16 protein-coding genes and 2 pseudogenes are annotated in these 24,129 nt (G+C 59.0%); 7 read left to right on the top strand and 11 right to left on the bottom strand.

Annotated elements, in window-relative coordinates:
* Positions 1–10: 10 nt before the first annotated feature.
* The 3 genes and pseudogenes from DAQ1742_RS07110 to DAQ1742_RS07100 all read right to left on the bottom strand — a co-directional run.
* Positions 11–775: pseudogene (locus DAQ1742_RS07110) on the bottom strand (methionine ABC transporter ATP-binding protein); the annotation flags it as partial.
* 2 nt (positions 776–777) lie between these two features.
* The gene (locus DAQ1742_RS07105; protein ID WP_035342802.1) at positions 778–1,584 is read right to left on the bottom strand and encodes a MetQ/NlpA family ABC transporter substrate-binding protein; all 807 of its coding nucleotides are present in this window, start codon (positions 1,582–1,584) and stop codon (positions 778–780) included.
* A 40-nt stretch (positions 1,585–1,624) separates the two neighbouring features.
* The gene (locus DAQ1742_RS07100) at positions 1,625–2,659 is read right to left on the bottom strand and encodes an isopenicillin N synthase family dioxygenase (protein ID WP_051124069.1); all 1,035 of its coding nucleotides are present in this window, start codon (positions 2,657–2,659) and stop codon (positions 1,625–1,627) included.
* 417 nt (positions 2,660–3,076) lie between these two features.
* On the opposite strand from DAQ1742_RS07100, the gene DAQ1742_RS07095 reads away from it, so the two are divergent.
* Complete coding sequence (locus DAQ1742_RS07095; RefSeq protein WP_035342805.1) at positions 3,077–3,862, top strand: DUF2076 domain-containing protein; 786 nt, start codon at positions 3,077–3,079, stop codon at positions 3,860–3,862.
* A gap of 241 nt (positions 3,863–4,103) precedes the next feature.
* Entirely contained in the window at positions 4,104–5,063 is a 960-nt protein-coding gene (locus DAQ1742_RS07090) for a LysR family transcriptional regulator (protein WP_035346110.1), read from the top strand.
* Positions 5,064–5,082: 19 nt separating this feature from the next.
* Here DAQ1742_RS07090 and DAQ1742_RS07085 read toward each other — a convergent pair whose 3' ends face one another.
* The 4 genes from DAQ1742_RS07085 to DAQ1742_RS07070 all read right to left on the bottom strand — a co-directional run bounded on the left by DAQ1742_RS07085 (position 5,083) and on the right by DAQ1742_RS07070 (position 12,154).
* Positions 5,083–5,811: a DUF6250 domain-containing protein gene (locus DAQ1742_RS07085; protein ID WP_232046603.1), complete on the bottom strand. Its 729-nt coding sequence runs from the start codon at positions 5,809–5,811 to the stop codon at positions 5,083–5,085.
* Between the two features lie 119 nt (positions 5,812–5,930).
* Complete coding sequence (locus DAQ1742_RS07080) at positions 5,931–8,699, bottom strand: exo-rhamnogalacturonan lyase family protein (RefSeq protein ID WP_067487149.1); 2,769 nt, start codon at positions 8,697–8,699, stop codon at positions 5,931–5,933.
* A gap of 10 nt (positions 8,700–8,709) precedes the next feature.
* Entirely contained in the window at positions 8,710–10,980 is a 2,271-nt protein-coding gene (locus DAQ1742_RS07075) for a TonB-dependent receptor (RefSeq protein ID WP_083961160.1), read from the bottom strand.
* Positions 10,981–11,188: 208 nt separating this feature from the next.
* A complete protein-coding gene (locus tag DAQ1742_RS07070) occupies positions 11,189–12,154 on the bottom strand; it encodes an ABC transporter substrate-binding protein (protein WP_051124223.1) in 966 nt (321 codons plus the stop codon).
* A gap of 664 nt (positions 12,155–12,818) precedes the next feature.
* On the opposite strand from DAQ1742_RS07070, the gene DAQ1742_RS07065 reads away from it, so the two are divergent.
* From DAQ1742_RS07065 to DAQ1742_RS07045, 5 genes are all read left to right on the top strand, one after another.
* Complete coding sequence (locus DAQ1742_RS07065) at positions 12,819–13,673, top strand: energy transducer TonB (RefSeq protein ID WP_035342807.1); 855 nt, start codon at positions 12,819–12,821, stop codon at positions 13,671–13,673.
* Between the two features lie 8 nt (positions 13,674–13,681).
* Positions 13,682–14,398 carry a MotA/TolQ/ExbB proton channel family protein gene (locus DAQ1742_RS07060; RefSeq protein WP_035342809.1) on the top strand — a complete coding sequence of 239 codons (717 nt, stop codon included), beginning with the start codon at positions 13,682–13,684 and terminating at the stop codon, positions 14,396–14,398.
* 2 nt (positions 14,399–14,400) lie between these two features.
* Positions 14,401–14,802 (top strand): ExbD/TolR family protein, encoded by a 402-nt coding sequence (locus DAQ1742_RS07055; protein ID WP_035342811.1) that lies wholly within the window; start codon positions 14,401–14,403, stop codon positions 14,800–14,802.
* 13 nt (positions 14,803–14,815) lie between these two features.
* Positions 14,816–16,378 carry an ABC transporter permease gene (locus DAQ1742_RS07050; protein ID WP_035342813.1) on the top strand — a complete coding sequence of 521 codons (1,563 nt, stop codon included), beginning with the start codon at positions 14,816–14,818 and terminating at the stop codon, positions 16,376–16,378.
* A 341-nt stretch (positions 16,379–16,719) separates the two neighbouring features.
* Positions 16,720–18,132 carry a GGDEF domain-containing protein gene (locus DAQ1742_RS07045; protein ID WP_035342815.1) on the top strand — a complete coding sequence of 471 codons (1,413 nt, stop codon included), beginning with the start codon at positions 16,720–16,722 and terminating at the stop codon, positions 18,130–18,132.
* A 16-nt stretch (positions 18,133–18,148) separates the two neighbouring features.
* On the opposite strand, the gene DAQ1742_RS07040 is transcribed toward DAQ1742_RS07045, so the two are convergent.
* The 4 genes and pseudogenes from DAQ1742_RS07040 to DAQ1742_RS07025 all read right to left on the bottom strand — a co-directional run bounded on the left by DAQ1742_RS07040 (position 18,149) and on the right by DAQ1742_RS07025 (position 24,050).
* Complete coding sequence (locus DAQ1742_RS07040; RefSeq protein WP_180706265.1) at positions 18,149–18,997, bottom strand: GNAT family N-acetyltransferase; 849 nt, start codon at positions 18,995–18,997, stop codon at positions 18,149–18,151.
* A gap of 8 nt (positions 18,998–19,005) precedes the next feature.
* Positions 19,006–20,336, bottom strand: a pseudogene (locus tag DAQ1742_RS07035) (NAD(P)/FAD-dependent oxidoreductase).
* Positions 20,337–20,586: 250 nt separating this feature from the next.
* Positions 20,587–21,867: an MFS transporter gene (locus tag DAQ1742_RS07030; protein ID WP_035342821.1), complete on the bottom strand. Its 1,281-nt coding sequence runs from the start codon at positions 21,865–21,867 to the stop codon at positions 20,587–20,589.
* A 53-nt stretch (positions 21,868–21,920) separates the two neighbouring features.
* The gene (locus DAQ1742_RS07025; RefSeq protein ID WP_035342823.1) at positions 21,921–24,050 is read right to left on the bottom strand and encodes an alpha-galactosidase; all 2,130 of its coding nucleotides are present in this window, start codon (positions 24,048–24,050) and stop codon (positions 21,921–21,923) included.
* Positions 24,051–24,129: the final 79 nt, after the last annotated feature.

The raw sequence follows: 24,129 nt of genomic DNA, 5'->3' as shown, positions 1-24,129 counted from the left end.
GCCCCGCCAGTTCCACACCGTGGCGCAACAAAAATGCCCGTTCAGCCGCCAGATCGGGTAACAGCGCCTGACGCAAGCGTGATGTTGGGTTCGCCAACAGTACACGCAGCTCACCGCTTTCGACCACTCGCCCTGCCTCTAACAATGCCGCATGGTCACACAGGGTTTTCACCACCTCCAGCTCATGGGTAATCAGCACCACGGTCAAACCAAGCTGCTGATTAATCTGCTTGAGTAAGGCAAGAATCGACGCGGTGGTTTGCGGGTCAAGCGCGCTGGTGGCTTCATCACACAGCAGGTAACGCGGCCGGGCGGCCAGCGCGCGGGCTATACCCACCCGCTGTTTTTGCCCGCCAGAGAGCTGGGAAGGATAAGCCTGCGCCTTATCACTCAAGCCAACCAACGCCAGCAATTCCGCCACACGCGTCTCACGCTCATGCCGGGCTACCCCGGCAATTTCCAGCGGTACAGCGACATTGTCTTGTACCGTGCGGGCATGTAACAAATTGAAATGCTGGAAAATCATCCCGGTACGCTGCCGATGCTGGCGCAATGCCGCAGCTGACAACGTGGTGATATCACACCCGTCCATCACAATGCGGCCCGACGTGGGACGCTCCAGCAAATTCAGGCAGCGAATAAGCGTGCTTTTGCCCGCGCCGCTGCGCCCGAGAATGCCATATATCGCACCGGTTGGAATGGTGAGCGACACCTCCTCCAGCGCCGCACTGGTACTGTCGGGGTAGCGTTTTGCCAGCCGTTCAATCTGGATCATGGTTATTGTCCTGCGACCGCAATCACCGAGCCTTTATAGCGCTGACGAATAAATTCCGCCGTGGCTTTTGACTCCAAATCTTTCGCCAGTTGCACAATACGCGGGTCTTTTGCCAGTGCCGGCGTGGTGACCAGAATATTGGCATACGGGTTATGGCTGGCGCTCTCAAGGCCGAGTGCATCGCGCGCAGGCTCCAGGCCCGCTTCCAGCGCATAGTTACCGTTAATCACCGCTAAATCGACATCTTCCAGCGAGCGGGGGATCTGTGCGGCTTCAATTTCGGTTATTTTTAATTTTTTCGGGTTCTCGGCAATATCCTTCGGCGTTGCCTGATCTTTCGCCGGGTCGTTATAACCGGCTTTCAGTTTTATCAGCCCTTTGTCCTGTAGCAGGTAGAGCGCACGGCTCAGGTTGGTGACATTATTCGGCACGGCGATGGTGGCGTTTTCTTTCACCTCATTGAGTGATTTGTATTTTTTGGAGTAAACGCCCAGCGGTTCGATATGCACCGTGGCAGCAACGACAAATTTTTTGCCCAGCGCTTTTTCCTGATCGCGCAGATAAGGCACATGCTGAAAATAGTTGGCATCCACATCGCCGCTGGCCAGCAGCTCGTTAGCGTTCACGTTACCGCTAAGCTCCACCACCTTCAGCTTCAGCGATGGGTCGGATTTTTGTATCTGCGCCAGAATTTCTGCGTGCGGTACCGGGTCTGCCGCCACACGCAGTACCTCGGCCGCCTGAGCCGATACCGATAACCCCATGGCTAACGCCATTGCTGTCAGAGCAAAAAAAGTATTTTTTTTCATATTATTATCCCTTGATGATGATTTTTATCGTGACAAATTTTCAGGCACTGACGGCCTGTTGTGCGCTGTGCAGCACATCGCCGTAATAGCGTTTGGCGACCTCTGGATGAGAACGCAAGCGGCCTTTCAGGTAGTTCCAGCCCACTTCACGCAACAGCGGATTGGCCGGGTCGCTGGCCGGGCCGCGCGCTAACTGCGCCAGCTCAGGATCCAGAGGATAGACCGGCACTACGGCATCAAGCCGGGCACCGAGAAAAAACGCCACCGACAGCCGTTCCTGATCCACCGCTGGTGATACCACCCGGTGCACGGTGGCACGTAAGTACCCGTTGGTAGCCAACTCCAGCAACTCGCCGATGTTCACCACAAATGATCCAGCCAGAGGATGGGCATCCACCCAGCGTTCAGGCTCGACTTCTACCTGTAACCCGGACTGTTCATCTTGTAATAACAGGGTCAGAAAACCGGAGTCTTTATGCGCCCCCACACCTTGCTGGCTGTCTGCCACGCTGCGGCCCGGGTAGCGGATAAGCTTGATGTGTTCGTTGGGCTTGTCACCGTACAGCGCATCAAAAGCGGTCACTGGCAGCCCCAGCGTTTGCGCAAATGCGCGCAATAACCGCAACGACAGTTGTGCCAGCGTTTGCTGCCAGCGCAATAGCGTCTCTTTGAGTTCCGGTAGCGCCGCAGGCCAGAGATTCGGCCCCTGCAAGCGCCGCCACGCCGGATCACCGGATAACAACCGCAATGGTGCGCGCTCGGCCCCGATATCGAACTGCTCGCGCCAGTCAGGTTCACTGCGGGTGCGCTCGGCTCCGGCTCGGTTGTAGCCGCGAAAATGGGGGGAGTGGATCATGGCAACCCGTTGCTTTTCTTCATCCGGCAGCGCAAAAAAGGCGCGCGACAACTGCTGCACCCGCTGCTGTAGCGTCGGGTCAACACCGTGGTTTGTCAGGTAAAAAAAGCCGGTTTCACGGGCGGCAATATTCAGTTGGTGCAGAAAATCGGCTCGCTGGGCAGCGCTGCCATCAAGCAGGGAAAAATCGAGAATAGGTAAAGCAGCGGTTTGACTCATCGCGAACTCCATTAGTGCCAGGTATCAGTATCGGGAGATGCAACACAGCGCAACCGCAACAGCACAAAGCAGACATGGCCATTCCTCTATTCACAGTAAAATCAACAAGGTGCAACACATGTCATTTCAGCGCGACACGGCACCCCAACGTAACTGACCTCAACGTAACAACGCTCAGGACGTGGCGTCTTGCGACATTAATCACTATTTTGGCGGGCAGGTGAAATATCAATAACGGCAAAGATAAGACAAAAAGTGCAACACTCTGACCAACTGACAATGCCGTAATTCGTAACACATTCACAAATAGCTTTACTTGACGGTGATGTATTCCCTGTGATGAACACAGTAGGATGGCACCGAAGGTCGAAGGATGTGATAGAACATCCACAACTTTTTATTTCTTGAGGTAATCCTATGCAATCCGAAGAGCAACGCCTTATCGATGGTCTGTTTCAACGGCTGAAGACAACCGAGACCAGCACGGGCCCGCGGGATCTCAAGGCTGAACAACAGATTAACGAACACCTCCGCCAGCAGCCTGCCGCTCCCTATTACATGGCGCAATCGATCATTATTCAGGAAGCCGCGCTCAAACAGATGGATCAACGCCTCAAAGAGCTGGATATGGAAATCAACCGGCTTAGACAGGAAGCGGCGGCCCGTCCGGCACCCAGCAGCGGGGGATTTTTATCCGGTCTGTTTGGCGGCGGACGTCAGAGCACCGCCCAGCCGGTGCAACCGACCGGCAGCTATGGGCAACCCTCAGGCTTCAGCCAGCCCGGCTACAGTAATCAGCCGATGGGGTACACCCCGCCCCCGGCCCAGGGTTACGCTCAGCCGGGTTATGCCCAACCGGCTCCATCACGCGCAGGCAGTTTTATGAGTGGTGCGTTACAAACTGCGGCTGGCGTCGCAGGGGGCGTGGTGCTGGCCGAGATGTTAACCGGCATGTTCAACCACACCAAACCGGAAGAGATAGTCAATATCGTCAACGATACGTCGATCATCAACGACAACCCGTTGCAGGACGTTAATGACAGTTTCCGCGATTTTGGCCGTGATAACCTCGATACATTCAACGGCTCCGATAGCAGTAATACGCCCTGGAGTAACGCCAGCTACACGCCGCAGGAGAATAACGCTGGCAGCGATTTCGGTGATTTCAGCGCTGATGACAGCGACGACGACACCTACGTCTGAGTGATTATTGCCCCTTCCCGCGCTCGGGAAGGGGTTCTGTTCACACACGCCGGACTACAACCGTTATCGCCCCGTCATCACCGCTTTTGGCAACCGCCGCTGCGCCTATGCCTCGTGGCGTACTACCGCGATGTTGTTATAACCTTCAGCAATAAATGCGCCCGATTGGTTATTGGCTGTGTGCGCACTCTGGCTGCTAGCCTGCGCTTATGCTTATCCGCCCTGAATGTTGTATGACCTCATGAATATCGATTTGCGCCAGTTACGCCACTTCATTGCGCTCATAGAGCACCGCAATTTCACGGCAGCGGCTCAGGCGGTGAATATTTCCCAGTCGGCATTCAGCCGCAGTATTCAGTCACTGGAACAGGGCGTGGGGGCCAGGCTGATTGACCGCAACAACCAACTGGAACCGACCAAAAAGGGGCTGTTGGTGCTTGAACATGCGCGCCGCCTCACTCAACATGCCCAGGCACTCGCGCACGATATCGCACAGTTCAGCGAAAAAGAGAGCGGCGAGGTGCATTTCGGTTGCGGCCCGGCTCCGGCAGCCTGGCTGATGCCTCAGGTTATCGGGGCCTTTTCACGTCACTATCCGAGAGTGCGGCTGGTGTTTCGGGTCGATAACTGGCAGGCACTGGGGCAACGGCTGATGACCGAAGAGCTGGCATTTATCGTCGCCGATACCCGCCATTTTGAACTGGATGCCCGCTACAGTGTGCAACCCCTGAGCCAGCATCGCTGGGGGTTTTGCTGCCGCGAGGGGCACCCGCTGGCCGCGCTTGATGAAATCAGCGTCGAGCAATTATTTAGCTACCCGCTGGCGGCCACCGTGCGCCCGCCTAACCTGCGTCAGGCGCTGGTGCGCCTGAGCGGCCAGCAGGATATTCGCCCCAGTATCGAATGTGAGAACGGCTACAGCCTGCTGGATGTGATTCGCCACTCCGATGCCATCGGCACCACCAATCACCACCACGGCCCGACACGCCAGCCGCCCAGCGGTATTCACATGCTGAAAATCACCGGGCTGGATGATGACGCACAGGCGTTTTATACCCACTACGGGATAGTCAGCCGCGCGGACGCTCGCCTGTCATGGCTGGCGCAGCGGCTGATCGGCATGTTTCTGGACGTTGACCGCCACTTACATGCCACCGATACCTCACCTGCCCGCGATCTCTCAGCGCATGAGCCGCGTTAACGCCATTCCCGCATGACCGCTATAACGGCGTCACGCTGAAATCACGAATCACCTGGCGCGAAAACACGGTGCGCAGGCCAAAATAGCCGCTGGCAGGCGGCGCGGCATAATGGGCGCGAAAATAGAGCTGGTCATCAATCAAAAACCGGGTTTCGGTGTTATCCACCTCGATTGTCACCCGGTATGACTGCCCGGTGCGCAAAAGATGATCGGCATCGGTAAACTCCCCCAGCAACAGGCGCTCTCCCTGCCCGTTGTAATAACGAAAGCGGGTGGTTTGGTTCCAGTTGCCGCCCATGCCGACGTAATAGAGCGATAAATTATCGTATTCACTGAGCACACCGTGGCGGGTGAAAAGCTCGGGATTAGCCGGGTCGCGGGCGGCCCAAAACTGATTAAGATCCGAAAGCCGGTCATTCGGTTGCCCCTGAACCACCACTTCACGCACATAGCGAATGCGATAGGTACCGGACAACGGTTGATCGAGCCAGACCGTGAGCCCGGCTGCGCTATCTAGCGTCAGTCCGTCGCCTTTTACCTCAACGGTCGTGCGCGCCGGGGCTTCCTGCTCTACCCGCCAGGTGCGCGGCTGGCCGTCCGGGCGTGCGCCCCATAGCACCACGCGCTGGTGCGCATCCGTACTGATCGCTGCCTCTGGCGCGATAACGCCGGGTGCAACGCTGATGGCACTCGCATCCGTTCGTGATGCCTCCACCACGGCCGGTGGCATGTTCGCTGTGTCGGTCATGAATAATATCCTGATAATACTGTGAAATGTTCAAGATGTGCCCGCCTGGCGTAGCCGCACCGGCGGGGGTAGTGATAAATCGTGGTAAAGAGGTGTCAATAGCGCTAACGCGGCGATGATTAACCGGGCTGCGCTGGCCCGGCCAGCGCCAGCAGCGCTATCGCCGTCAACCCCCATTGCGCTACCGCATTGGTTGACAAGTTCGTCGCCTCGGTGCTGCCGGAGGTACGGTCAATCGAAGAGCCGATATCCGCTTCTTTTATCGGGGATAACACCGCAGGCGGCCTGACCAGCCGCACCCGTTGATTAGGCTCGGCAATCCCGCCATCGCCGCGCTGAAACTCGTGCCAGGCGCGGCGGGCCAGTGCTTTGTCATGCAGCCACCAGGCGGCAAAGGCGGTGAGGCGCGCATGGCCCTGCATCAGATTCGGTTTTTTCACCGGGTGCCCCATCAACGCCGCCAGTGCCAACGGGTCGTTATAGCAGCGGCAGTAATCAAGCCAGGCGCGGGTGAAATCCGGGTCAGGCAGCAGTGGCAGCAGTTCGGCGCAAATCTCCGCCAGCCCGAACACCGCACTTAAGTGGGACACCACCGCCTCTCCGCCCTGAACCGGCGCAAATACGCCGCTATCGGGGTTGATGTCCGCCACGCCAGTGAAAAAGCCATACGGTTGTCGCGCCAGTGACTGCATGCTGTTGAGCAACCGCTCGCGTATCGCCCCATCCTGACGCCGTTCCCAGGCGGTCAGCCAGGCGGCGGCCACCGCCCCCCAGTCAGTGCCAAAATTCAGGCTAATCAATGGGCTGACAGCTGCCTGCTGACCAATTTTGCGCCCCGGCACCACCTGTTCAAGACGGCGCAAGGCTTCGACCTGCTCATCCATCAGCTCGCCGATGCGCTCATCCGCCGTCAGGTAATACAAAAAGCGCCGATTAGCGACCGTCGAGATGCGCAACTGCTTGGCGCTGTCGCCCCAGTGCTGCACGTTATGGCGTGAGCCGAGCGGCTGAAAGCGACCGGCATGGTGAACATCCACTTCGCCAGTGTGTCGGGTCATCGCTTCAGCCATGCGGAACACCTCCGCGCGACCGCTGCGCAAAAAGTAGTACCACAGCCACAAATCGGTGCTCAGCTCCGAATTATCCCAGGCGTAACCGCCCACGTCATAACGCCAGACGTGGCGATCACTGTCATAGGTGTGCATCACATCGCCAAAGTCCCAAAAGCCGTACCACTTACGCTGCTCCACCTCATGGTGGTAGACATCAAAATACCAGCGCAACTGATCATCGAGTTTCTGCTGCGCCGGGTTGCCTGCCACCTGCGGCGACCAACTGGGGCCAAACGCGCCCGCCTGGTGCAGCCAGCGGGTATCGGCCACCAGTAACGGCGGCTGCTGATGGCGCTGCGACAGCGCCAGTAACGCGGCATCATCCGGCGTGGCCGCCAGCACATCCACAAACAGCTCGCTGGTGCGGGCAATGCCTTCGGGCGTGCCAAAGCCCGGTTCGTAATCCTCGTAGGTTATCTCCAGCCCTTCGCGCTGCTGCGCATAGCTCTCCTGCCCCATGCCATCATGATAAAAGCGTAAATCCATCGGTTGTGCGTAGGGCGACCACAGCCACAGCGTGACGGTGGCCTGCGCGGTGTGCGCCTGTTCAATCTCCAGGCACGCAGGGTAGCTCTGCCAAAAATGACGAATACCAAAGGCCACACCGCCCGCGGGCGAACCCAGATAGCCGGTGCCAGAAGCACGCTGGCCGCTGGTGGACAACACCCAGCCGCGCCCGGCGGACGTGCGTTTGTGGATCTGAAAGCCATCCGGGTGATGCTGCGTCAGCCGGTAGCTGCCAAACGCCGGGATAGCACCGAGGCGTTTGCCGACGGCGGCAGGCCACTGTGCTATCGGCGGTGTGGCTTTACCGTCCCGTTGCGCCTGGATCACCGCCGCGCCCGGCGAGCGCCGAAGCCCGCTAACACCGCGCACGGCTTCACGAAAAATACCGCCTTGTGCGCTGGTAAAACGCACATGGCGAGAGTGCAGCTCAGCTTGCTGCGGCACATCAAAGGCCACACCGACACCGCTGATAAACGTGTGCTGCTCATCGCCGTCATAAATCAGGGTATGCACGATGCGAAACGATGCCGAGTGAGCATAAAAATAGAGCCGCACCACAAATGGCAGCCGGGTAACCCCCGTCTGCTGGTGGTGGTGATGGCTGCCGCGCAGCGCGATGACGGCGCGCTGTGGCCCATATTGCTCCACCGTCACCTGCGCCGTCTGGCCCTGAAACGCCGCCAGCGCCTGTGGGGCATCGGGCTCATCGCCGGATTGCACCCGCAACACCAGCCGCCCATCACTGAGCGCCAGCCGCTCTCCCTGCCACAGGGCACGAATGACAACCTCGCCACCGGCTTTGGGTATCAGACAACGCACCTGCCCGGTGTCAACCTGCCAGTCCGGCCCGGCGTCCGTGACCAGCGGCGCGGCAGCAGGTAACGGTGTGGTGCGGACACTGACGGCCACGCCAGCGGCGGGCGCACGCTGGCCACCGACGGCGTGTGCTGACCATTTCAGCGACCCGTCCGGCCAATAGGCGAGCGGCCAGCTTTGCAGCCCCCGCTCCGGCTGACCGCGCTCATGTAGCAAAAACTGGCTGTCCGCCGGTACCTGGCCTTGTGGCCACGGCATCCCCCAGGTCACGCCACCAAAGCTCGCCGGCACCAGCCCGTCCAGCCAGTGCAACGCCACCGGTGCAGGTGCGGCCCCTTGCGCAGTGCCCGGCGCGGCGGCCGCCTGTGGCAACCGGCCAAGCAGTGGGGCCGCCAGCGCCAGCAAGGTGCCGTGCTGAATAAAACGGCGGCGGCTGTTGTCATGTTCTGCCATGCGCGGTTCCTTAAAAGTCATAACCGAATGTCACACCCACGGTACGCGGCTCACCGAGCACGCCATAGGCTGAGCCGTAATCCCCGGCTTTGAGGGTGCGATAGTAGGTTTTATCGAGCGCATTATTCAGCCACAGCGTGGCGCGCCAGGTGTGGTTATTCTGTTTACCGCTGACCCCGGTTGAGAGGTTGAGCACGCCATAGGAGGGAATGCGCGTGAAGTCAGAATCCTCCACCGTGCCAAAGGCCCAGCTCCGCCATGCCCAGCGCCCGGCGACAAACGCCTGTACGTTATCAAACGCCTGCCACTCATAGCGGATACGGGCGTTATAGGTCAGTTGCGGTGAGCTAAATACCCGCTCTCCGCTCAGGTCGCAGGATGCCGGTGGGTTTGCCGCCAGCGTCACCTCGGCCGGGCATTTGGCGTTACGGAAGTCCTGATAGCGCGCATCCAGCAACGTACCGTTAAGGCTCAGGGTCAGCCCGTCAGCCGGGCGCAACGCCAGTTGTGACTCCAGGCCACGCGAACGGAACTTTCCGGCATTGACCAGATAGCTGCTTAATGTTTCTTCATCATAGGCGGTGGTCTGGAAATCGCTGACCTCGCTCCAGAATAACGCCGTGTTCCACTCCAGCCGACGCTGCCACCACTGGGTTTTCACCCCTAGCTCGGCGGCACGGGTTTTCTCAGGCTTGATGTACAAACTGTCGATACCCGCCTGTTTTGCCGCACCCGATGAAATATTCAGCCCACCGGCCTTCTCGGCATACGCCAGCGTCAGATAGGGGGTGATATTGGGTGTGGCATACCAGTTAAGGCTGACGGTGGCCGAAGGCAGGTGATTCGTCTGTGACAGGGCACCGGAGTCAAAGTCGTTTTTGTTGATACGGCGAAACGCGCCGGTTTTCTTTTCGTAGGTTTCGCGCACGCCGGTCGTCAGGTCAAACGTATCGCCCAAATGCCAGGTGCTGCGGGCAAACACGGAATACACCGTATCTTCAAGCTCGCCGAAGCGCTGCACGAATTTACCGGTGTTACTGGTGTTGCCATACCAGCGGGTGACGCGCGCATTATTGTAGTAACGGTCATGGGCGAAGGTGTCGAGGTTCTCGCCCCAGTAATCAACGCCAAAGGAATACTCCGCCACGCCACCTTTGGGGGAATCCACCCAGAAACGCTGCCCCCAGGTGCGGTCGTGCACATCGGCACCGCTGTCATGATAGAGCGGAATGCTCAGGCCGTCGGCGGTGGCTGGCAGAAAGCGGAAATAACGCAGCGATGTCAGTGAATTGAGGGTATAACCGTTGTTCAGTCGCCAGTTGGCTTCCACCGAGCCGCCACCCTGTGCGACGCGGTTTTTGGTTTCATCATCCAGCGCCACCTGACGGCCGCTAACCACCTGTGCCCCGACGGCCGCCGCGCGCGCACGAAATTGATCCACACCGCCCACCGGGTAGCTGTCTACCAGCGATATCACCGGGTAACTGGTCGCGTCGCTGTAATCACCAATGATGCGCAGGCTAAACGTCTCATCCGGCTGGTACAACGCCTGGGCGCGAATGCCATTACTGTTGCTGCCGCCCAACTGGTGGCCGGTTTGCACGTTTTCGACATAACCGCCTTTTTCGGTGTGCGACAGGTTAATGCGCCCGGCCCAGTCTCCACCAAGCGGCCCGGACGCCATCAGCTTCGACTGCACATAACCGCGCTGGCCGAACGACTGCTCCAGCGAGGCTTGCGGGGTGAAGGTCGGTTTACGGCTGCGGATCTCCGCCGCGCCGCCGGTGGTGTTAAAACCATACAGCGTCCCCTGCGGCCCTTTGAGCACACTGAGTGAGTCAATATCCAGCAGGTCGTTGGACAACATGCCAGGACGCGACAGATACACCCCGTCTAAAAATAACCCGACGCTGCTTGGCATACCGATATTGATTTCGCTGCCGCCGCCATCGCCAATACCGCGAATCGTCACCCGGGTGTCGAGCGCATCGGCGGCGGCGATATCCAGCCCCGTGACTGCCTGCGACACATCCTCAAAACGATAGAGCCGGTCTTGCTCAAGCGTTTTGCCCTCCACCACCGAGGCCAGCGTCGTCTGCTGTTGTGCCTTACGGCGCTGGGCGTTGACCTGCACGCGCTTGAGTTGCACGGCCTGCGGCTTCGCGGTGCTGGCGGCGTGATTTTCCGCCTGCGCCGGGGCAACCAAGGGCGCTGCCGCGGCGGTTGGCGTCGGCGGCGTGGCAACGGTCGCGGGGAGCGCTGTCTGGGCCAGGCCTTGCATGGCGAATACCGAGCTAAACAGCACCGGGTATTGCCAGCGCGCCGGGTGTTTAAAAAGCGATTGTGCTAGCAATGATGGTTTAAAAAAAGCACTCGCCAGAAATGATTGTGTATTACGCATATCCACCCCGTTTTGGAATAAAGCCGTACTATTGCCGTGCGCACACGGCAACAAATAAAAACCAACAATAAAAGCAGATGCCCGATAATTAAGGCTGACGTTTTAAGAAGGCGTGATCGAACCAGTCATCAACAGAAAATGGCTGGCGAATTAATTTCGACTCATAAGCCAGTGCGACAGAATTTTTAATGGTGGCGACAAATCCAGAATCCAGCTCGGGAGATAACAGGTGTGAGAGCGGTGCGTCTGCTAAATCTTCACGTAATAATTTTTCAGGATACCCCGACTGCGCCGCCAGCCGCTGAATATATTCATCCCGATTTTCCGGCTGACCGGCCCATTGTGCGGCCTCTTTTTGTACTTTAATTATTCGGGCCAAAATATCCGGATTCTGCCGGGCGAAGGCACCATCAATTAAAATAAACCCGGCCAATTGCCCGGCCCCTTGTAAATCTCGCGTTGAGATGGCGATATCCGCCAGCCCTTTATCGCGCAACGCCAGCGTATTACTGCCGCCCCAGGTGGCATCAATATGACCGGCGGCCAGTGCAGCGCTGGCGGCAGTAAAATCGAGATTAATAATTTTCATGTCGGCTTCCGTGAGCCCACGCGCACGCAGTGCGGCGACAAAAGAGAGCTCGGCCGCGGTTCCGCGAAACAGCGCCACGCGCTTGCCTTTCAGGTCTTCCAGACGGTGGATAGCCGAACCGCGCGCCACCGCCAGATAGTGATTCACTCCACGCGCCGCCGCGCCGATAACCGTTGAATCCAGGCCACGCGAACGGCCGATGATGCTGGCTAAATCCCCCAAATAGGCCATGTCTATCTGATGGTTGGCGAACCCTTCGTTAATCACCGGGCCCGCGCCCTTAATAAATAGCCAGCGAATGCTGATGCCATCGCGGCCAAACTCCCGCTCCAGCCGTTTTTGGCTATAAATCAAGTCAATCAGCCCGCCGCCGCTGGGCTGGCTTCCTGCCCCGATATCCGACACGGCGATACGAATCTCGCTCGCCCCGGCGGCCTGCACCGTTCGCCCCCCGAGTAACACCATCAGCAATATGGCGATTATCACGCTGACAGCCGACAAGTAGCCTCTTTTTATGGCTGTTAACCCTGTTTTTCGTTGTCTCATTATTACTTGCATCAATATTCCCCCGGCATCAAACCTGCGTAAAAATGATGGCCCACTTGTTTTGGGCTTTACCCGGGAAACATTTAACGGTTGGTAAGTCACCTGACTAATATAAAAATGTTTTTTGCATTCCCATTAAATCGCTAAAACAGGAAATATCGCCATCAGGCACACTATGCAGTAAACACAAAAAAACTATGCTGATGATGCATTAGCTTTCTTTGCGCATTCACCATTAGGGTAATTCCGGTGCAATACCGGCGTTTAATTCAGAACATCTTGAAGAAAATATATGGCAAATAGTCAATGTGCGCATATCAATATCCATATATAAGCATTGACACTATTTAATTCTGATTAAAAATCGGCATTACTTTTACTCTTTTTCCCGGTGGTTATTTCTTCGGGTTTACGCCCTGGCGCGTTTTCATCGATGGTGGCCGGATGATTATTTTTACGCCGCTGACGTGGCCATTTTTTATCGCGATGAACACGAACAACGGCCTTTACGGGCCATCTGTTTTTACAGGTAACGCGTAATGCAACCTGCCAGACCCTGTTTTATTTGAGGAGTCACACCATCATGACGCATTCCCTGCTCGCCGCCGAGGCCCGGCCACACTGGCCGACGCCACCCGCGGCCAACGTGCCGCGCCGACAGCGCGCGCTGCACCGCCTCGACACCCAGCCGGAACGCTGGCCCGCCCCGCTGCGCGCACGCCGTATCGACACCGGCCTGATGCTGGCCGTGGCGTTAGCGCTGCATGGTGCGCTGATAGGCGCATTACTGTTGCGCCAGCCGCCTGACCCCATCACTCCGCCACGCCCGCTACCGGTGGTGATTGAATTTGCCGCCAGCGCCCCGGCCGAAGCAGAATCGCAGCCGGTTACGCCGCCTGCCGCCGCGCCAGCACCGCCTGTTGACACGGCCGTGGCCGAAACGCCTGAACCTGCCGATGTGACGCCGGTTACACCGCCGGTGGTGGATACGCTGGCGCAAACACCGCCGCCTGTGCGGCAGGCAAAACCGCCCAAACCGCGCAAAACCGCACCGGACAACCGCCAGCCAGCCGCTCACAGCCCCGCAACCACTACGGCTGCGCCTCTCGCCGCCGCCAGTGCGCCGGTGAGTGCTGCGCCACCCAGCGCTCCACTCACACCGCCATCGGCCAGCGCCGGTTACTTGCGCAACCCCGCACCGGCTTACCCGGATGTGGCGATTAATCGCGGCTGGGAAGGCACGGTATTACTTCATGTACAAGTGCGCCCGGATGGCAAAGTGCAAGCCATCGAGCTTCAGCGCTCCAGCGGCTACCCGGCGCTTGATGACGCCGCCCGTCAGGCGGTGCAGCACTGGTCATTTGTTCCGGCACGCCGGGGCGATAGACCGGAAACGGGCTGGGTTGTCGTACCCATCGATTTCACCCTGAATTCATAAGGACTGCTATGACTTTCGAACATATCTCGCTGCTCTCCCCGGAAGGGGGCGTTATGCTGTTACTGCTGTTTTTTTCCGTAATAAGCTGGTCTATCGGCTTGCTGAAGCTGCTGCAATATCGCCGCCTGCGCCGATATAACCGGCAGTTTCGCCAGCTTTTCTGGCAACAGGACTATTTCAGCCAGCAGGCTTCTGATGCCGGGAACACGGCATTGCCTCACCTCGCCCACCCCGGTGCGCTGGCGAATCTGGCCCGCGCCACCCAGGTGGTGCTGGGGCGACTCAAGGAGCGTATCGCCCCTGCCGCCCAGTGGCAGGATCAGGTGGAGCGCACGCTCCAGCAGCAAATTCAGCGTGAACGGCGCGCGCTGGAAAACGGCCTCGCCCTGCTGGCCAGTATCGGCACCACCTCGCCGTTTATCGGCTTGTTTGGCACGGTATGGGGCATCATGGCGGCACTGCACACCATCGGTCAGTCAGGCTCGGCCAGCCTTGATACCGTAGCAGGCCCGATAGGGAATGCCCTGATTGCCACCGGTATCGGGATTGCCGTGGCGGTTCCTGCGGTGTTGATTTATAACTATTTTTTGCGTCAGCTCAAGCGAGAGGTCGCTGACATGGATGATTTTGCCCACGATATCTACAGCCTGGCGCAAAATCTGATTTTCGCCCCGGAACCGCCCGCCAGCGCCTATCCGGTGACCGCGATTCGCGAGGTGGTGTGACGATGGCCTTTACTTCCCACGATAACGATGACGTCATGAGCGAAATGAACATTACGCCGCTGGTGGATGTGATGCTGGTGCTGCTGGTGGTGTTTATCGTCACCGCCCCGATGCTCACGAACAGCATCCCGATTCATCTGCCCAAAACCGCCGCCGTTGCACCGGCTGATTCGCTGCGCCCGCTGGTGATAAGCCTGGATGCCTCCCGGCAAATCTTCATCGACAAGGAACCGGTTACGCGCGAGGCACTGGCACAGCGCCTTGTGCAGCTCAATGCCACGAATGCGCAACAGCCGGTGCAGGTGCAAGCCGATGAAGCGGTGCGCTACAGCGAGGTAGCGGGGTTACTGGCAAGCCTCGAACAGGCGGGAGTCCACCGCTTGTCGCTGTTAACCCATAAGTAACGGCAAGGACGCCATGCAATCAATACGCTTTAAATCAGCGGCGTGGCCGGTGGCCTCAACCGGACTGATGGTACGCACCTTGCCGCTGTTGATGCCTTTGCTGCTGGCCACACTCTGGGCGCTGACCAGCCACTACGGCTGGATGTCTGCGCTGGTGCTGCCCTCACCGCTCACCGTAATGCACAGCGCTGCCACCTTTGTGCCACAAGAGCTGGCGGCGCAGTTGTGGATTAGCCTGCTGCGGCTGGGCTGTGGGTTACTCGGTGGCATCATGCTCGGTATGGTACTTGGCATGCTGTTTGGCCTGAGCCGGACACTGGAGCGAGCCGGCATGCCGCTGTTTAACGTGCTGGCACAGACGCCGACACTGGCGTGGATCCCACTGTTGATGCTCACGCTCGGTATTGGTGAGGCACTGAAGCTGACGGTGCTGATTAAAGCCGTCAGCGTACCGATGACACTGTGCGTTTGCAGTGGCATCCAGCAGACGCCACGCGCCCTGCATGAGATAGCCCGCACGCTGCAACTGCCCTGGTGGACGCGGCTACGCCGGTTGACCCTGCCGGTGATGCTGCCCCATGTGATGACCGGTGTGCGGCTGGCGTTTTCACAAGGCTGGGTTTCGCTGATGGCGGTGGAGTTGCTGGCCTCCAGCGAAGGGCTGGGTTATCTGCTGGTGCAAAGCCGCCAGCTCTTCATGCTGGATATGGTGCTGGTGTGTATTGTGGTGATTGGCGCGTTTGGCGTGGCCGGAGAACACCTGCTGTGGAAACTGGAACAGCGCTGGATTTTCTGGCCACCACCGGCTCCCGGGCAACGCCACGACACCGCCTCCGCGGCCACGTCCAAATTCATCGGCTGGATACTGCCCGCTTTTTTGTGCCTGTGGTGGCAACTGGCCGGAGCGCAACATGAAAGCACATTTCTGCCCGCGCCCACCGCGGTGCTGGCGGCCCTGTTTACCCCTGAAAATGGCTGGGAAGCGGCACTGGCGACCAGCCTGACGCGCACGCTGGCGGGCTTTATGCTGGGGGCAAGCGCCGGTTGCCTGCTCGGTTGCGTGCTGGGGCGCTACACCGTTGCCGATAGATTACTGACGCCGCTACTCAGCGCGCTGCGCGGCGTGGCGCTGTTTGCCTGGCTGCCGCTGTTAACCGCCTGGTTTGGGCTGTCTGAACGTGCTTGTATCGCGTTTATCACACTGTCAGCATTCTTCCCGCTACTGCTGGCCTGCCAGCAGGGCATGCGCGCCAGACCGGTCGCCCTCGAGGAAACCGCGCGGGTATTGCAACTAGGCTTTTGGCAGCGCCAGCGCTATCTGACGCTGCCTGCCATGTTGCCTGCGCTGTTTGCCGGCCTGCGCTTGTCATTGATGCACGCCTGGGTGGGTGCTATCGGTGCGGATTACTTCATCGCTTCCGGTGACGGGCTCGGCAGCCAGATGATCCGCGCACAGCAACTGTTTCAGTCAGAACGGGTGATTGCCGGAGTGATGCTGATAGCCCTGGTCAGCACGCTGTTTTATCACCTCATGGCGCGGGCAGAACAACACCTCAACCGCTGGCGCTTACGTTAGGCCCCTGTCACAGCCTCTCTCAGGGCGTGCCCTCCACACGCCCATTTTCTTATCAATTACACATCACGGTAATAATTTGTTAGCAACAGAATAAAAACGAAACAGCTTTGAACAGGCTTTTTTCATTCTTTTCGGTTATTTACAGGTATGATGGGCGGGGCATTGATGTCGCCAACTCTGCGATTGAACACAGGCGGCAGCCATCACGGGAAATGACGGTGCCATGACCTGAATGACATGAAATGACCCAAGGCCGTGACATACGTCAGGCTAACCCGCCCATGATGCCATGCGCGCATGGATGTCGGCATTCCTACAGGTAGCAAAAGCGGACTGATGGCATGTATCTGAATTTGGAGCTATTTAAACGCGGCAGAACCAGCCTGAACAGCCTCAATGTGTTCATGATGACGCTGGCAGGCTGTAATATTGGTGCGCACGCCAGAATCTCCAACCTTGATCTTTCGGTATTCTGGCCGGTGAACATCATTATTGCGGTACTGTTCTACCGTTGCCGATATCTTAACACGCCCTGGTTTTATGGCGTTTCCTATGCCGCAATGGTGCTACAAGATGCGCTGTTTTATGGCTGGGGGGTGAATGCCTTTACCATAAACTCGGCCAATATTATTTTTATTTTTGTTCTTAATCAGTTACTTAACTGGCCGAGCTTTACCTCCCGCCGTGAAACGGATATGACCAGTTCACTGTATGTGTTTGTGTCTTGTATGCTGGCCGCTATCGCCTGCGGTGTCGCCGGTGCGCTGGCGCAACAGCCGTGGCCGAATTTTTCACAGCCGTTATTTCGTGGTTATTTTCTCGACTGGTTTAGCGATCAGTTCTATACCTCAGTCCTGTTTTTACCTTTGCTGTTTACGCTGCAAAGCCGTATTGCACTGAAGATACCCACCGTGCAGTGGCTTGATACATTGCCGCTATTGATGCTTATCTTATCGGTGTGTGTCGCGCCGCTGTTTGGCCCGGTCGCCATTCTGGCCTTTCCCCTGCCGGCGTTAACCTGGTGTGCCATCGTTTACCCGCTGTGGCTTATCCGACTTATCACACTGTGCACCGGCGCGACGGAACTTATCCTCTGCGCCGAACACATGCACGCTATCTATAGCGCGCAAGACCCGTACTTCATGCACCACATTACGATTATGCGTATCGGTATTGCGGCGACTATCTTCAGCCCGTTGATGATGGCCACCAACGCCCGTACCATCCGTCAGTTAAATGCCCGCTTGCTGCAACAAGCCAGCCACGACTTTCTCACCAAAACACTGTCACGCTACGGGTTTACTGAGGCGCTCACCGCCCACGGGCACCGTGCGACAGCTTCGCAGCATACGGTGAATATCATGCTGATTGATATTGATTACTTTAAGCGTATCAACGACAACTTCGGTCATGAATGCGGCGATGAAATTTTGCGTCAGGTTGCAGGCGTCATTAAGCAAACGGTTGCCGAGCAAGGGCTGGTCAGCCGCATCGGCGGTGAGGAGTTTGTGGTGGTGTGTTTTGACTACTCGCCCGGTGCATTTTATCAACTGGCCGACAGGCTGCGACAACACATCCAGCAGACGACATTTTTGTTCTACCACCAGGCGGTGCCCGTCACGGTCAGCATCGGCATCGCCCACGCCCCGTCACCGGGTCAGCCGCTGGTGGAAACCGTGCATCAGCTATTCCCGCTGGCGGATAAAAATCTCTATACCGCCAAGCGTGAAGGCCGTAATCGCACGGTGCAATAGCCGGTAAGTCAGGCGATCAGGCCATCGCCTGACTCATCAGCGCCCAGGCCTGCATCCCGTCAGTTGCTGGCTGCCACGGCTCCCCCCGGTACATGATGACCGGCGCATCTACCGCCTGTAGGCCGCATGTCCGCAGAAAAGGCCCCAGCCCGAGCGCATCGGGCGTATCTATCCGCACAAATTCGCCCGCCCGCTCCGCCAGCAGCGCACCAATCAACAGACGGGCATCCGCTGCGCAGCCTGCTATCACCGGGCCAATCACCTCGCCACGGCCAAAGCGACGCAGCGCCGCAAACCCGCTCAGGCTGCCCGCCTGCTCCAGCACACGCAGGCAACGGGCATGGTGCATCAGCTTTTCTATCAGCGCCGGGCGTATCAGCCCGTGGGCTTCGCTATCCCGTGCGGTGAGGGCCGCAACATCGGCTATCTGCGCCGGACGCAGACGCTGCCCTTCGGCCAGCACCGGGAAGGGTAATGCAGGCAACTGCGCACACTGATATTGGTGTATTCTCCCCCTCGTCACAAACCCCAGCCGTGCATAAAGCCCCTGCCCGGCCGCGGTGGCATGCAGCCGTACCTGATAACCTTGCAGCCTCTCAAGCAGGCCGTTCATCAGTAAACGACCGATACCACGCCCCTGATAGCGGGTATCCACCACCACCAGACCAATGGTGGCGCGGTGCGGCCCCCAGCGCCAGCACAGGGCGGTACCCACCACCTCACCCTGCACCTGCGCCAGCTTGCCTTCACCGAGTTGCAGCGCCTCCTGCCAGTCCTCCAGCCGGTGCGGCCAGTGCACCTGCTGTGTCAGTGACCAGCCATAGGCCGCATCAGCATCGGTCATATCACGTATTACGATAGTCATGCGCTCTCCTACATCATGCCGGGCGCACGTAGCCCACTGCCGTCCACCAGCCGCGCATAGCGGAACGGTGTCGGGTCAACGATGGGGGTTCTCCGGTGGCTAAATCCGCCGCCAGCCGCCCGGCACCCGGCCCAATGCCAAACCCATGCGCGCTGTAACCGGTGGACAGAATCAACCCCGGCAGTGATGCAACCGGCGAAATCACCGGAATGGCATCCGGCGTGCTGTCTATCATACCTCCCCACGCCTGCACCACCCGTAACCCTGCCAGCGCCGGGTATTCACGCTGCATCGCCGCCAGCCCTTCACTGACCAGCGCCCTATCGGGGGCCGGGTCAAGGATACGGGTATATTCAAAAGGCGAGCGGCCATCAAACGACCAGCGCGCCTGCACCTCTGGCCCGCACAGAAACGGTTTGAGGCCAGGCCGCCATGACAAATTTTTACGCCGCGCGCGAAACGTGGCATAAAACTGGCGGGCATACAGCAGGCTTTGCCACCCCGGCTCCAGTCGGCCATGCCCGGACACTGCCACGGTATAACTGCCGTCTTGCTGCGGGCGGCAGGCAAAGGCGGCGGTATAAAACGGCAGACGAATCACCTGTTCGACCGGCACAGTGCGAAACGCCGTGCCGATGACATTGCCTATCGGCAGTTTGAGGCCGTGGCGGCGGCAAAACAGTGAACTCCAGACGCCACCGGCACAAATTACCGTCGAGGTGGCGACCCGGCCACGCTCCGTCCACACGCCGCTGATGCGCCCACCGCTGATATCCAGCCCCCGTACCGCACATTGCTGGATGACACAGGCTCCCAGCCGCTGTGCGGCGATAGCCAGCCCGGCACACGCCAGCGCGGGTTCGGCGTGGCCGTCCGTCGGTGACGACACGCCCCCCAGCCACGCGCTGGTACTGCCCGGTGTCATCGCTTTGGCCTGCCCGGCAGTGAGCATATCGCTGCGCACACCGTAGGCTTTCGCCATCTTGCCCCAGCGCGCCCAGGCATCTATCTCAGCCTGATCCCGCGTGGTGTACAGCAGGCCGGAGCGACGAAACCCCAGATCTTCGCCGGTTTCCTGTTGCAGTTCCTCCCAGCGGCGCAAGGCATAAATAATCAGCGGCAGCTCGCGTTCATCACGGTTTTGCTGGCGGCACCAGCCCCAGTTGCGGCTGGATTGCTCGCCCCCCACCAGCCCTTTTTCCAGCAGCAACACGCTGACGCCTTTTTTCGCCAGTTCATAGGCTGCCGCCGTGCCAGCGATACCCGCGCCGATCACCACCACATCCACCTGTGCCGGTAGCGGGTTGCTGTCCTGAACATATCTGATTGGTGCAGGCATGGTGTTCCTCTGTACTCCCTTGAATAAACGATCCCAGGCCGGTGATGACGATATAAACCACCGTATTTTTAAGACATTAGCCAGTATGACAACAGGTTATCGTAATCGACACCGGCCCCAACGTCATCATTCATCGACACGGTTCAGGAGAATTAACCGATGCAGTACCGACAGATACCACATCCGCCGCCAAACGGCAGGTAACTAAGGCGCGGGCCGGTCGGCAACGAACAACCGGCCCGGTGGTTGATCAGGATAATTTAGTCTGATAAGTCGCTTGCGCGGTGCTGCGACCGCCAGAGAGCGTGAAGGCGGAGATGATCGTCACCGTCAAGGCAATCGCGCCGAGGATCAGATAAGTGTGCTGAAAACCGATGCGGTCATACAGGTTTCCCGCCATTGCTGACAGGAAAATCGCCGCCGACTGTTTGGCAAACTGAAAGCCAATCAGGTAGATGGTGGCGGATAGCCGGATGTCAAAGGTGGCGGTGATGTACTTGAATGCGCCGACCAACAGGAACGGCACTTCCAGCGCGTGCAGCATTTTCAGCGCCACCACTTCCACCGCGCTGGTGGCAAACGCCGACCCGACGATGCGCACCGTCATCATCATCCCTGCTACCAGCAGCGTGTTTTTCGCCCCGATGCGATTAATTATCCACGGCGAACAAAACATGATGACCGCATTCGCCAGTTCGCCGAGCGTGGTGGCAAACCCAAACACCTGGTTGCCCTGCTGCGGTGTGGCAAAAAACGATTTAAAGAAGTTGGCAAACTGCTGGTCGAACACGTCGTACACGCAGGCAACCCCGACCACGTAGAGCACGAACATCCACAGTTTGCGATCGCCAAACACCCGGCTGGCCATTTTTAGCGTCACCGGCGGCTGATTGGCACCGAGTGCGTCCATCACCTGTGCCGTCGGGTGCGCTTCGGGGCGGGCTATCAGCAGCAACAGTAGCAGAATCACCGCCGCCCCCGAGCCCATCCAGAACACCAGCGCCGGGTTGACGTTAAACAGAATACCGGCGGTGGAGGCACACAATCCCCAGCCGAGGCAGCCGAACATGCGCGCCTTGCCGTATTCAAAACCGCTCTGGCGGCTGACGCGCTCGATGTAGGCTTCTACCGCGCCGGAACCGGCGGAAAACACCAGCCCGATGTAAACACCACCCGCCACCGCCCCCAGCAGGCTATTGACCTTCAACAGCGGCGCAAACACATACAAAAAGAACGGTGCGAATAAAAACAGCAGAATGGCAATCACCCACAGCAGGTGTTTTTTCAGCCCCAGCCGGTCTGACAAGACGCCCATCAGCGGCTGGAACAGAATGGCGAACAGCGAAATGGCCGAGAACACCACGCCGGTCTGGGTTTTATTCAGGCCAATCACCTCCGCCAGCCACACCGGCAGAAACGGAAAACAGGTCGCCATGATGAAGAAATACAGAAAGAAGAACAGGCCAAAAATCCAGAAATTACGGTTATGTTTATGCGTTGTCACAGGCAGGGTTGGTTGGCGGGTGTCCATATATCTATCCTTAATAAGGTCAGTCGGGGGAGAGGTTGCCCTCTCCCGCTGCATTACAGACGGTGTAATTCCAGTAACAGCGCCGTTTCCGGGTTAAGGATCGGCAGGCGTAAGCCCGCTTTCATCAACCATTCGCCGCTATATTCAGCCGGTGCTGCCATCCAGAGCGGCAACTGGCGCATGGTGCTGCCGCCCTCGATGACCGGTTTCAGGTCTGGGTGGTCCACCACGGTTAAGCGGTAACGGGCTTGCGCGTCCAGCCCGGGGACGCGCAGCACCCCGGCCAGCGCGTAATCCGGCATGGCCAGTTGCGCGACCAGAAACAGCGCCTGTCGGCTATCCTCGCTGACCACCCCCTGCACCTGCGTGGTGGCATCCGGCATGTCGACCCGCCACAGAAGGCCGGTGTGCAATAGCGTGCGGTACTGGCGGTGCAACGCCACATAATGGCGAAAACCGGCCTGTTCCTGCTCGTCGGCACGTACCGGATCCAGCTCGATCCCCATGTGACCAAACAACGCCGTCAGGCCACGAAAAGCAATACTGTGCTGACGTCCGGTAGCGTGGCAGCGGTGATGACCGATGTGTGCGCCCATCACTTCGGGGGGGAAGAAATAACTCATGCCGCGCTGGATAGTCTGCCGCTCCAGCGCGTCGTTATTGTCAGACGCCCAGAAGCGGTGGCTACGCCGCAGCACCTCGTAGTCGATACGCCCGCCGCCCGAGGCACAGGACTCAAACTCCACCTGCGGGAAGCGCTCACCCAATATATCGAGCAGGCGATAGAACGCCCTGGTCTGGCGATCGGCCGCTGCCCGCCCCTGATGGGCCGGTTGCACCAGTTCGCGGTTCATGTCCCACTTCACGTAATCGACAGGGTGTTCACCCAGCAGCCAGCTCAGGCGCGCCAGCAGGTAATCGAACACCTCCGGGTTGGCCAGGTCGAGCGCATACTGATAACGCCCGGTCGGCTGCGCATAGCCGGGCAGCGCCAGCAGCCAGTCCGGGTGGGCGCGATAGAGATCGGAATCCGGGTTAACCATTTCCGGCTCCACCCAGATACCGAACTCCATGCCCAGTGAGCGCACATGGTTTATCACCGGCATCAGCCCTTGCGGGTATTTCTGTGCGTCCACGTACCAGTCGCCGAGGGCGGCACGGTCATGGTCACGCCCGCGAAACCAGCCGTCATCGATAATAAAACGCTCAACGCCCAGCGCAGCGGCCTGCGTCGCCATCTGCATGATGTAGTCCGGGTCGTGGTTAAAATAGATGCCTTCCCAGGTATTGAGATGCACCGGACGGGCGCTGGCGCGCGGAAAGCGGATAATCTCCTGGCGCAAAAAGCGATGAAACTGTTGGCTCATGCCGTTGAGCCCCTGCTCCGAGCAGGCGGCGTACAGCCACGGCGTGGTCAGCGATTCCCCCTGCGCCAGCGCGATTTCACCGGGCAGATACAGCGCTTCCGCCTGCACCAGCCGTCGCCCATCGGTTTTCACTTCTGCGCGCAGCCGATGGTTGCCGCTCCAGCCGAGGTGTACCCCCCACACCCGGCCGTGCTGCTCGGCAAACCCCGGCTCGCCGCTCACCATCGCCGGGAAAGACTCATGCGAGGTGCGCCCACGGCGGTTTTCCTGCACCAGACTGCCGTGCGTGAGCCGCGTGCGGTGCGGCTGAAATTCCCTCACCCAGCGCCCATGAAACGCCATCACCTCCGCCGCCGATTCCGGCAGCGGCAGCGTGAGCGCCAGCCGCTGCACCTGCCAGTCACCGGCATGCAGGTTGGTCAGGCAGTGGCGCAGTTGCAGCACCCCGCTGTCGGCGTGCAGCTTGAATTCGCTCCTCAGGCGCAAACCCGCCTGACGGTCTTCCGCCTCAATGACCAGTTGCTGTGGGTCTGGCTGGTGCACCGCCACGGTGGTCAGCACCGCAAAGGCATCCAGACCGTTGCGATGGCCCTCAATGCCCGGCGAGCCGAACAGCCCGCGTCCGGTTTCCGCCGCCAGCGTCACCGGCACGTCCACGTCCAGCCGGCCATTCGCCACTGGCCGCGACAAACTTTGCGCATCCTGTGGCGAGAATGCCGCCAGATGCGGCCCCCAATAGACAATTTCCGCTGCCGGTTGGCAGCGCACAATCACATCCGTCACCGCACTGGTGAGACGAATCAGCGTCGTTTCCATCCTCATTCTCCTGAATGGTTAATGAGGTTAGTTGTATTCCGAAACGTTTCGGATAAAAACCGAAACGTTTCGGTTTTGT

The organism is Dickeya aquatica, assembly GCF_900095885.1.
GTDB lineage: Bacteria > Pseudomonadota > Gammaproteobacteria > Enterobacterales > Enterobacteriaceae > Dickeya > Dickeya aquatica.
Note: the sequence above shows the minus strand (reverse complement) of the source record. Positions and strands in the feature narration are given on the sequence as shown.

What these genes read in the sequence shown, in the direction of transcription:
- DAQ1742_RS07105 (WP_035342802.1), bottom strand. Translation starts at nt 1,584, where the DNA reads ATGAAAAAAAATACTTTTTTTGCTCTGACAGCAATGGCGTTAGCCATG.
- DAQ1742_RS07100 (WP_051124069.1), bottom strand. Translation starts at nt 2,659, where the DNA reads ATGAGTCAAACCGCTGCTTTACCTATTCTCGATTTTTCCCTGCTTGAT.
- DAQ1742_RS07095 (WP_035342805.1), top strand. Translation starts at nt 3,077, where the DNA reads ATGCAATCCGAAGAGCAACGCCTTATCGATGGTCTGTTTCAACGGCTG.
- DAQ1742_RS07090 (WP_035346110.1), top strand. Translation starts at nt 4,104, where the DNA reads ATGAATATCGATTTGCGCCAGTTACGCCACTTCATTGCGCTCATAGAG.
- DAQ1742_RS07085 (WP_232046603.1), bottom strand. Translation starts at nt 5,811, where the DNA reads ATGACCGACACAGCGAACATGCCACCGGCCGTGGTGGAGGCATCACGA.
- DAQ1742_RS07080 (WP_067487149.1), bottom strand. Translation starts at nt 8,699, where the DNA reads ATGGCAGAACATGACAACAGCCGCCGCCGTTTTATTCAGCACGGCACC.
- DAQ1742_RS07075 (WP_083961160.1), bottom strand. Translation starts at nt 10,980, where the DNA reads ATGCAAGGCCTGGCCCAGACAGCGCTCCCCGCGACCGTTGCCACGCCG.
- DAQ1742_RS07070 (WP_051124223.1), bottom strand. Translation starts at nt 12,154, where the DNA reads ATGGTGTTACTCGGGGGGCGAACGGTGCAGGCCGCCGGGGCGAGCGAG.
- DAQ1742_RS07065 (WP_035342807.1), top strand. Translation starts at nt 12,819, where the DNA reads ATGACGCATTCCCTGCTCGCCGCCGAGGCCCGGCCACACTGGCCGACG.
- DAQ1742_RS07060 (WP_035342809.1), top strand. Translation starts at nt 13,682, where the DNA reads ATGACTTTCGAACATATCTCGCTGCTCTCCCCGGAAGGGGGCGTTATG.
- DAQ1742_RS07055 (WP_035342811.1), top strand. Translation starts at nt 14,401, where the DNA reads ATGGCCTTTACTTCCCACGATAACGATGACGTCATGAGCGAAATGAAC.
- DAQ1742_RS07050 (WP_035342813.1), top strand. Translation starts at nt 14,816, where the DNA reads ATGCAATCAATACGCTTTAAATCAGCGGCGTGGCCGGTGGCCTCAACC.
- DAQ1742_RS07045 (WP_035342815.1), top strand. Translation starts at nt 16,720, where the DNA reads ATGTATCTGAATTTGGAGCTATTTAAACGCGGCAGAACCAGCCTGAAC.
- DAQ1742_RS07040 (WP_180706265.1), bottom strand. Translation starts at nt 18,997, where the DNA reads ATGACTATCGTAATACGTGATATGACCGATGCTGATGCGGCCTATGGC.
- DAQ1742_RS07030 (WP_035342821.1), bottom strand. Translation starts at nt 21,867, where the DNA reads ATGGACACCCGCCAACCAACCCTGCCTGTGACAACGCATAAACATAAC.
- DAQ1742_RS07025 (WP_035342823.1), bottom strand. Translation starts at nt 24,050, where the DNA reads ATGGAAACGACGCTGATTCGTCTCACCAGTGCGGTGACGGATGTGATT.